Annotated in this window: 6 protein-coding genes; 1 reads left to right on the top strand and 5 read right to left on the bottom strand. The window is 70.6% G+C overall.

The features are described from left to right. Positions 1–193 precede the first annotated feature (193 nt). Positions 194–1579: a DNA repair protein RadA gene (gene radA / locus PIQ37_RS10720; protein WP_017914782.1), complete on the top strand. Its 1386-nt coding sequence runs from the start codon at positions 194–196 to the stop codon at positions 1577–1579. A gap of 298 nt (positions 1580–1877) precedes the next feature. Here radA and PIQ37_RS10715 read toward each other — a convergent pair whose 3' ends face one another. The 5 genes from PIQ37_RS10715 to PIQ37_RS10695 form a co-directional block, all read right to left on the bottom strand. Continuing rightward, the gene (locus tag PIQ37_RS10715) at positions 1878–3182 is read right to left on the bottom strand and encodes a jacalin-like lectin (RefSeq protein WP_342073450.1); all 1305 of its coding nucleotides are present in this window, start codon (positions 3180–3182) and stop codon (positions 1878–1880) included. Between the two features lie 109 nt (positions 3183–3291). Further along, entirely contained in the window at positions 3292–4593 is a 1302-nt protein-coding gene (locus tag PIQ37_RS10710) for a histidine-type phosphatase (RefSeq protein WP_342073449.1), read from the bottom strand. 126 nt (positions 4594–4719) lie between these two features. Further along, positions 4720–7617, bottom strand: a complete 2898-nt coding sequence (locus tag PIQ37_RS10705; protein WP_342073448.1) for a TonB-dependent receptor — start codon at positions 7615–7617, stop codon at positions 4720–4722. 268 nt (positions 7618–7885) lie between these two features. Continuing rightward, a complete protein-coding gene (locus tag PIQ37_RS10700; RefSeq protein WP_342073460.1) occupies positions 7886–8884 on the bottom strand; it encodes a FecR family protein in 999 nt (332 codons plus the stop codon). Between the two features lie 65 nt (positions 8885–8949). After that, positions 8950–9474, bottom strand: a complete 525-nt coding sequence (locus tag PIQ37_RS10695) for an RNA polymerase sigma factor (protein ID WP_026143437.1) — start codon at positions 9472–9474, stop codon at positions 8950–8952. Positions 9475–9609 lie beyond the last annotated feature (135 nt).

Below are 9609 nucleotides of genomic sequence, written 5' to 3'. Positions count from 1 at the left end.
ACGGCGTTCTCAAATCGGGCACTGCGTTCGACCCGAAAAGAGGCCTTGCCTGCTAGGGGGTAAGACGGTATCTACGAAAATGCGGGGTTTGCCTTTCCGCCGAGGTCGCTGGACGATCGTGGCGCACCGCCGTCGCGGACGCTGAGACCGCCAGCCACTATGCTGATGCATTGTCTGAGCGGACCAGAAGCAGATGGCGAAAGCGAAAACGGCCTATGTCTGCGGCGAGTGCGGCGCCGAATACAACAAATGGCAGGGCCAGTGCACCGAATGCGGCGCCTGGAACTCGCTGAGCGAGATCGTGCTGGAGAGCGCGGCCACGGCCAAGGCGCCGGCCGCGGCGCGGCGCAGCGGCTGGGCCGGCAAGGCCGAGACGCCGAAGATCACCGCGCTCAAGGACGTGGAGCACCGCGACCAGGCGCGCGTGTCCACCGGCATCGGCGAGTTCGACCGGGTGCTCGGCGGCGGCCTGGTCGAGGGCGCGGTGGTGCTGATCGGCGGCGATCCGGGCATCGGCAAGTCGACCCTGCTGCTGCAGGCGCTGGCGAAGATGGCCGGCACCTTGCCGGTGCTGTACGTGACCGGCGAGGAATCGCTGGGCCAGGTCGCCGGACGCGCGGTGCGCCTGGACTTGCCGCTGGACGGCCTCAACGCGCTGGCCGAGACCGGCATCGAGCACATCCTGCAGCACGCCAGCGCGGCGCGGCCCAAGCTGATCGTCGCCGACTCGGTGCAGACCCTGTGGACCGAGGCGCTGACCGCCGCGCCCGGCTCGGTGAGCCAGGTGCGCGAGAGCGCGGCGCGGCTGGTGCGCTATGCCAAGGAGACCGGCACGGCGGTGTTCCTGGTCGGCCACGTCACCAAGGAGGGCGGCATCGCCGGCCCGCGCGTGCTCGAGCACATGGTCGATGCGGTGCTGTACTTCGAGGGCGAGAGCGGCAGCCGCTTCCGCCTGCTGCGTGCGTTCAAGAACCGCTTCGGCGCGGTCAACGAACTGGGCGTGTTCGCGATGGGCGAGAAGGGGCTGAAGGAAGTCTCCAACCCGTCGGCGATCTTCCTGTCCGGCGGCAGCGCGCACCAGCCCGGCAGTTGCGTGATGGTCACCCGCGAAGGCACGCGGCCGCTGATGGTGGAAGTGCAGGCGCTGGTGGATGCCTCGCCGCTGTCCAATCCGCGGCGCGTGGCGGTGGGCCTGGAACAGAACCGGCTGGCGATGCTGCTGGCGGTGCTGCACCGCCATGGCGGCATCGTGGTCGGCGACCAGGACGTGTTCGTCAACGTGGTCGGCGGCATCCGCGTGCAGGAGACCGCGGCCGACCTGCCGGTGCTGCTGGCGGTGCTGTCGTCGCTGCGCGACCGGCCGCTGGCGGAGAAGACCATCGCCTTCGGCGAGGTCGGCCTGTCCGGCGAGATCCGCCCGGTGCCCAACGGCGAGGACCGGCTGCGCGAGGCGGCCACGCACGGCTTCAAGCGCGCCATCGTGCCCAAGGCCAATGCGCCCAAGACCGGTACGGTCAAGGGCATGGAAGTGATCGCGGTGGAGCGCCTGGCGCAGGCGCTGGAAGCGGCGAGCGAATAGGCCGCGGCTGTCGGCGGGCAGCGGCGCGCCGTGCCCGTGTGCTGCGTCGTTTCGAATCGCGACGTTTTGGTGTGTGCGCGAGTGCGGCCCACGCAGACGCGTGGCCGCATCGCGCGGCCTGGTGTGGAGATTTCCTATCCGCACCTTCAGGCGCGTGCATCCGCTCGTTGCACGTCGATGCGCGCGACCGGCCACAGGTCGCAGCCGGCGACTCATCTTCGGTAAGGCGAACGGCGCGCGTCGCCACGCGCGCCGATGCCCTTGCGGCGCCCCGGACGCGATGGCGCCCGCGGTTCCGTCAATCCTTGCGGTACACCACGCCGAGCTTGTCGATCTCGTCGCCGTCGCGGCCGGTGAAGCCGGCGATGTGCCAGCCGCTGGGCGCGGTGAGCGTGTAGGTCTCGGTGGTCGGCGTGCCGGCGCTGAGGCTGCGGCCCTGGTTGGTGCGCAGGCTCAGCGAGAACAGCCGGGTGTGGCCGTTGTACTGGCCCACGCTCAGCGTGGCCGAGGTCAGCCGCTCGTTGCTGCCCAGGCGCAGCGTGACCGCGTCACCGCCGCTGCCGCCGTGGGCCAGGGTGCTGCCGTTGTCCAGGCCCAGCGCGATGCCGTCCAGGCGCGAGGCGCCGCGCAGGGTCACGCTGGCGATGGTGCGCTGCTCGGCGCCCTTGGCGATGTCGTTGAACGGGGTGCCGTGCGGGCCGCCGAACTGGTCGCTGGTGCGCACGGTGGTCCCGACCGCCCAGCCGAACTGCGCGGCCAGCGGGTAGTGGTCGGATAGCGGCTTGCCGTCGCTGTCGTAGAAGTTGCCGTCGTCGAGCTTGTAGCGGTTGGCGACCAGGGTCAGCTGCGGCGCGTCGCGGTACAGGATCTTGTCCACCACTTCGCAGTCGTTGGTCGGCGGGGTGCCGCACAGCAGCGGCGCGGCGCCGGCGGCCGGGGCGCTGCCCTTGACCAGTTCCACCCAGGTATCGGTCAGGCCGTTGGCGGAAATCAACGCGCGGATGTTGTCGTCGGCGCGGGTGTAGCGGGTATTGGAGTCCATCATCACCAGCACCGCGTTGCCGGCCGACCAGGTCTGGATGAACTGCGAGAGCTGGCTGATGTTGGCGCGCCGCGCGGCCAGGTCGGCGCTCTCGGTACCGGCGTTGGGGTGCGCGTTGTACACGTCCAGCAGCACGCCGTCGTCCAGGCGCACGCGCATGTAGCTGAAACCCTTCGGCGTGAGGCAGTCGGTGCCGTTGCACTTGTCCCACTTGATGCGGGTGAAATCGTCGAAGCGGTAGTTGCTCAGCGTGTTGAGGCCGTCGCCGATCGCCGCGCCGCCGCTGGTGGGCGTGCGGTAGGGGTGCTTGTCGCCCGCGTACAGGGTGGCGTGATAGTTGAAGTCTTCCTGCACGTTGATCAGGCCGTAGGGCGCCAGCTTCGGTGCGATCTGGGCGGTGTTGGCGGCCGGGTTGCTGCTGGAGAGGCCCTGCGGCAGGCCGGCGACGTTGTAGGTGAGCACGTCGAGCACGCCGACGTCCGATTGCGCGTGGACCACGCCGGCGCAGGCCAGGCTCAATCCGATGCCGTAGCTCACGAGGGTGCGTAGATGCTGGATCATGAATCGCCTCTTGCGGGTTGGGAGGAACAGCGGGTGGCGCGAGCGCCAGGGGCGGTGCCGGAAGGCACCGATGCCGCCGCGCGACCGGCCGGAGCCGGCGCACGTGGCGTCATGGGGTCAGGAACTGCGGATCGAGCGCGGCTTCGACCGCGGCGGCGAAGGCGGGTAGCGGGCAGTCGTACGCGGCATCGGCGCGGCTGCACTGCGGAATGAACACCGCCGATTCCAGCGGCGGTGCCTGCACCGTCAGCGCGCGGCGTTCGCGCAGTTGCGCCAGGCTCTGCGCGGTGTAGCGCAGGCGGATCACCCGTTCGCCGTCGGCGTGGCGCCAGCGCTCGAACACCAGCGCGCCGCCGGGCACGGTCTGGTCGGGCTGGTAGCCTTGCAGTTGCCAGTGCAGGTCGAGCATGCCGGCCAGCAGGGTCAGGGTGCCGTCGTGGCCGGACAGCACCACCAGCCGTGCCGCGCCGCCGATCGGCGCGGCGTGCGTGGCCTGGCCGCTGCCGTCCAGCAACGTCGCCAGCAGCCGTGCCGCCAGCGGCGAGGCGGCCATGCGCGCCACGGTGGGCGCGCGCAGGCGCAGCGCGAATTCGGCCTGGTGCGGGGCGAAGGCGCGCAACAGGCTGGCTTCGTCGACGCCGCGCCAACCCAGCGCGGCGAAGTCCTGGCCGTCGGCCCAGCCCATCAACAGGCTTTCGCTGAGGCCGGAGGCGGCCGCGGCCGGGCCTTCGATGCCGGGGATCGCGTCCTCGGCGTCGCCCAGCCGCGCCGGCACCGCATCCAGGCGCTGCTTGCCCTCACCGGCATCGGCCGGGCAGGGCCGTTGCGCGCACTGCAGCAGCAGGTGCTGCAGGCTGTCGATGGCATCCGCCTGGGTCGCGTTCCAGGCCTGCGCATCGCCGCCGATGCGCCCGGCGATGGCCGCGCGCATCTGCGCCACCGCGGCAGGCGTGCGCAGGGCGGGCGTGCCGTCGAACAGCGGATCGGAGGCGCCGTCGGCGACGCTGTGCACCGGGTTGGCGCAGCCCGGGGTCAGCGTGCTGGCCAGCGCCTGCGCCGAGGCGAGGGTGCGTTGGGTGCGGTTGGCCCAGTAGTACGCGGCCGCGCAGCCGTCGCCGGCGAACAGCCCCAGCGGTGCGTAGCGAGCGCGGTAGTAGGCACCGAACAAGCGTTCCAGCGCCGCGCCGTTCGCGGTGAGATACCCGGCGGGCACCGCGAAGCGCGGCCAGGGGCGCGCCGAGTAACGCTCCAGTTGCTCCGCGCTCGACATCGCCGCGCGCACGCCGTGGCGCTTGAGGATGACGACTTTTTCCAGGGTCTCCGTCGCGGCCGGTTGCGCGCGTGCGGCGGTGCAGGCCAGTGGCGTGAGGACGAACAGGGCGAGGGTGGCGAGGCGCGGCAGCGATGGCATCGGCAAGCTCCAGGCAGAGGCGGTACGCCGCGCGCGGCGGTGCGCGCACGGTGCGATGGCCGGCGCCCGCGGCGATGCAGGCCGCGGGGCGGGCTGGCTGCCGCGCGTGGGCGGCAGCGCGGCGGATCAGAAGCGTGCGCGCACGCCCACCGACCAGGTGCGGCCGTAGTCGGTGTAGCCGCCGAACAGGCGGTCGCCGACGTACTGGCGCTGCACGGCGCCGGTGAGATTGATCGCGTTGACGAACACCGACAGGGTGTCGTTGACCTTGCAGGCCACGTTCGCGTCGAGGCTGCCGAACTTGTCGCTGTTGAGCGTGGCGACGTTGGCGGTGCCGACCGCGTTGACGATGTCGTCGCTCCAGCCATAGCTCATTCGCGCCATCAGCGGCCCCTTCTCGTAGAACAGCACCGCGTTGTAGGTGTTCTTGGCCACGCCTTCGAGGCTGTCGGTGAAGGTGCGGTTGCCGTCGCGGTAGGTGGCCTCGCTGTCGGTCCAGGTGTAGTTGAGCTGCATGCCCAGCCCGTCCAGCGGCGCCGGCAGGCCGGCGAAGACCTGCTGGTAGGCCACTTCCACGCCCTTGACGCTGGCCTGGCTGCCGTTGATCTTGGACGAGAGCAGGTAGGTCTGGCCCTGGTACTGCAGGTTCGACATCTGGGTCTGGATGAAACGCGAGATGTCCTTGTAGAACACGCCGCCGGTCAGCGCCGAGGTGCCGTCGATGTACCATTCGAAGGTCAGGTCGTACTGCCAGGCCTCGAACGGACGCAGCGACGGATTGCCGCCGCTGGCGGTGAGGATCTCGCCGCTGGAATTGAAGGTGAGCTTGGACGACAGGTCGGTGAGGTCGGGGCGGGTGATGACCTTGGCCGCGGAGCTGCGCACCACCATGTCCCCGCGCACGTCCCAGGCGGCGTTGAACGAAGGCAGCGCGTTGCTGTAGCTGCGTTCGAAGCGCACCGGCTGCGCGCTGCCGTTGACGTCGGCGTGGCCGTCGGTGGTCTGCTCGGTGCGCACCAGGCGCACGCCGAGGTTGCCGCGCAGCGCGCGGCCGGCCAGGTCGCCGCCGAAGTCGGCCATCGCATAGGCCGAGCCGATCTTTTCCTTCACCTCGTAGGAGTTCTGCAGGTCGGCGCTGTTCGGCGTGTTGACCAGGTCCGCGGCGGTCGGCCAGGTGCCGAAGAAGCGCGATTCGATCGGCGCCAGCCACTGCCGCGGCAGGTTGCCGTTGGCGTCGGTCAGCATGTCGTCCACCGGCAGCGCGGTGAAGTTGCCGGCCGGGAAGCGCACCCCGGCGATGCTGGTCAGCAGCAGGTCGGCGCGATCGTAGGTGCGCGAGCGCTGCCGGTACTTGGCGCCGACCTTGAGCTCGCGGAAGAAGCCGTCGCCGAGCGCGCGTTTGGCGTCGAGCTGCAGCGCGTCCTCCTTGTCGCGCGCATCGATCTCGCGCCACTCCAGGCGGCGCCCGGCCACGCTGGCCGGGTTGGTCGGGTCGAAACCGTTGGTGAAGCGCCAGTCGGGCACGTCGTCGCCATCGGCCTGCGGCATGTCCACGCGCATCGACAGATTGGTGCCGCTGCGCAAGCGCGTGCGCCGGATCGGATCGGAGTCGTAGCTGTGCGCCTGCGAGTGGAACGCCACCGCGCCCAGCGTCCACGCATCGCCGCTCCAGGTGCTGGACAGGCGCGCGCTGCGGTTGTCGTCGGTGATGCCGGAGGTCTCGCGCGAGATCTGCACCTGGCCGTTGCGGTAGTCGAAGCCGGCGACGCCGCCGTGCGCCACGCGCAGGTTGCTGAGCTTGGCCAGGCTGTCGAAGCCCACGCCCAGGCTGTATTCGTCGTAGTGCACGGTCTGCTTGGCGTAGAGCAGGTCCAGGTTGGTTTCCCAGGCCGCGCTCGGCTTCCACTGCAGCGAGGCGGCGATGCCGGTGCGTTCGCGCTGCTCCAGTTCCAGCGTCGGGCGCAGGCCGGTGGGGACGTAGTTGGCGCCGGGCACGCCTGGCACCCCGTCGCGGTAGTAGTCCCAGCTCACTTCGTTGACCCGGTCCTGGCGCAGGCTGCGCTGCGCGTAGGCGCCGGACAGCAGCAGGCCGAAGGTGCCGTCGGCGTTGACCCAGTTGAACAGGCCGGACACGCGCGGATCGTTGGCGTGGGTACGCTGCGCCTGGCTCGACTCCAGCGACACGTTGGTGAGCGTTTTACCCAGTTCCAGCGGGCGGAACGTGCGCACGTTGACGATGCCGCCGATCGCGCCTTCGTCCAGGTCGGCGGTCGGGCTCTTGATCACTTCCAGGCCGGCGACCAGTTCCGCCGGCAGGGTGTCGTAGCGGAACTGGCGGCCGGTCTGGCCGGAGGTGCGCACGTTCTCGTTGACCGCCATGGTCTGGCCGTTGAGCGTGGTCACCTGGAAGTTGGGGCCGAGGCCGCGCACGCGCACGTACACGCCTTCGCCGCGGTCGCGCACGATCGACACGCCGGGCACGCGCTGCAGCGCTTCGGCCACGTTCTGCGCCGGCAGCTTGCCGATGTCCTCGGCGGCGATCACGTCGACCACGCTGTCGGCGTAGCGCTTCTCGCGCAGCGCGGCGCTGAGGCTGCCGGCATAGCTGCCGAGCACCTGGATGCTGTCCAGTTGCTTGACCGGCGCATCCGCCGGCATCACCGGTGCCGGCGTCGGTGCGGATGTTATCGCCGCCGGTGCAGTGGCCGCTGTTTCCGCCGGCGCGCTCGCTGCCTCGATCGTCACCGTGGTCGGGGTGAGGAAGCGGTAGCGCAGGCCGGTGCCGTCGAGCAGTTGCTGCAGGGCCTGTTCCGGCGCGGCGCCGGCACGGCTGCCATGGGTCTGCGGGTTGCCGGTGCTGCCGGCGGCATAGACGAACTGCAGGCCGGTCTGCCGCGACAACGCATTGAGTGCGCGCGCCAGCGGCTGCGCGGGAATCGCCTCGACCGCGACGGGCGCGGTCTGCGCGCCGGCGACACCGGTGTGCAGGGCGAGGGCGATGGAAAGGAACAGGGTGCGGCGCATCGTCGGGTCCTGTGAGAGCGGGGGTGGTGTGGTGCGCGCGGCATCGCCATCCGGCGTTTGCCTGCGCTGTCCCCGGACTACGAGGCGCGACGGCGAAGATCGGGCACCGTTTTTCGATGAATTTTCTGTGACACGTACGTGGGAGTGCTGGCTTCGCGTGCGCGCACGGGTGCGTGCGTGCACGATGCATGTGACGCGCTGATGGCGCGCCGGCCGTCTGGTTGGAAGGATGCGTGCGCCGCGCAGTGCGCGCGACGCAGCTGCTGCGCTACTGCAGGCGCGCCTGTGTCGGCACGCGGCTGCGCACGTGGATGCCGTCGGCGCTGGTGCGTACCTGCAATGTCGGCTGCGCATCGAGGAAGGCGCGCAACGCGGCGACGTCGTCGCCACGCAGGTTGCCGGTCAGTCGCATCGCACCGGCGTCGCCGTCGTCGATCAGCAGGCGGGTACGGTTGAGCCGGTTGAAATCCTCGGCGACATTGGCCAGCGGTTCGTCGCGGAACACGATGCGGCGCTGCCACCAGGCGTGCATCGCCGCGACGTCCTCGTTGCCCAGTTCGACCCGGCCGTCGGCGGTGTCGATGCGCGCGCTCTGGCCGGCGCCGAGATCGGCCAGCATCGGCTGCTGCGGCCGATCCTCGCGCCACACCTGCACGCGCCCGGACGAGACCTCGATGCGCGCCTGGTCGGGGTGCAGGGCGATGTCGAAGGTGGTGCCGATGTCCTGCACGCGCAGGCCCCCGGCCTGCACCTGCAGCGGGCGGCGGTCGGCGGCGACCACGAAACTGGCCTGGCCCTGCAGCAACTGCAGTTTTCGGCTCCACGGCGTCAGTGTGGCGCGTACCTGGGTCTGCGCGTTGAGCCGCACCGTGCTGCCGTCGGCCAGTTGCACGCTGCGTTGTTCGCCGAGCGCGGTGCGGTAGGTCTGGCTGCTCGGCCAGGCCCAGCCGACCAGCACCGCCATCGCGCACACCGCGGCGGCCGCGGCCAGGCGCCAGCGCGGCGCGGCATGAGTGCGCGTGGCGCGCGCTGGTACTGCGGCTGTCGCGCGCCGCGGCACGGGCAGGGCGATGACGTTGCCGCTCGCCGCGCCATCGGCGGTGTCGTCGCTGGCGAGCAACGCGTCCACGTCCAGGTCCATGCCGCGCAGCGCTTCGCCGAGTTCGCCGGCCACGCGCTGCATGGCCAGATACTCGCGCAGATGCTGCGGCGAGGCGGTCAGCCAGTCCAGCAACTGCTGTTCCTGTTTCGCGTCCAGCGGCTGCATGCGTTGCACGGCATGCCAGTGCGCGGCATCGGCAATGGCGCTGCGCGAAGAGAACGTGCTGTCGTTCACCAGCGGTCTCCGCTGTCGGCCAGCGCGCGGCGGCAGGCCGACAGCCCGCGCACCACGTGCTTCTTGACCATGTGCGGCGACACGCCCATGCGTTCGGCGATCTGCTTGTAGCTCAGCCCGTCGCGGTACTGCATCACCAGCACCGCGCGGGTCCGCGCGGGCAGCTCGGCGAGCAGGGCCTGCAGATGCTGCTGGCGCTGCCGCCGGTGTGCGCTGTCTTCCACGTCGTCTCCCGCCGCCAGCAATTGCGAGAATTGCTCCATCTCGTCGATGCGCAGCGGCGCCTGGCGGCGACGCGCGGCCTGTTCGCGCGCCAGGTTCTGCGCGACGGTGTACAGATAGGCTTCGGGATTGGCGATGGCCTCGCCCTGCTGCCGATGCGCGCGCAGCAACCGCAGATAGGTTTCCTGCACCATGTCCTCGGCGTCTTCGCGCGCGCCGCGGCGCACGAAGAAGCCGCGCAGCACCGGGCCGTGTTCCGCGAACATGCGCGCCCATGCGCGTTTGGGGTGAGCCGCCACCGAGCCTGCCTTGTCCCTGGGGTGCGGCGCAGGCTAGAAGCTGCAGATGACGGTTCGGTGACGTGGGGGCGGTGCGTGTGGAAGAAGGTGGCGTTCGCCACTTCCTGTGGGAGTCGACTGTCATGCAGCCGCGAC

Source organism: Xanthomonas protegens, from assembly GCF_038442435.1.
Taxonomy (GTDB): domain Bacteria; phylum Pseudomonadota; class Gammaproteobacteria; order Xanthomonadales; family Xanthomonadaceae; genus Xanthomonas_A; species Xanthomonas_A sontii.
This window is presented reverse-complemented; position numbering and strand designations above follow the sequence as displayed.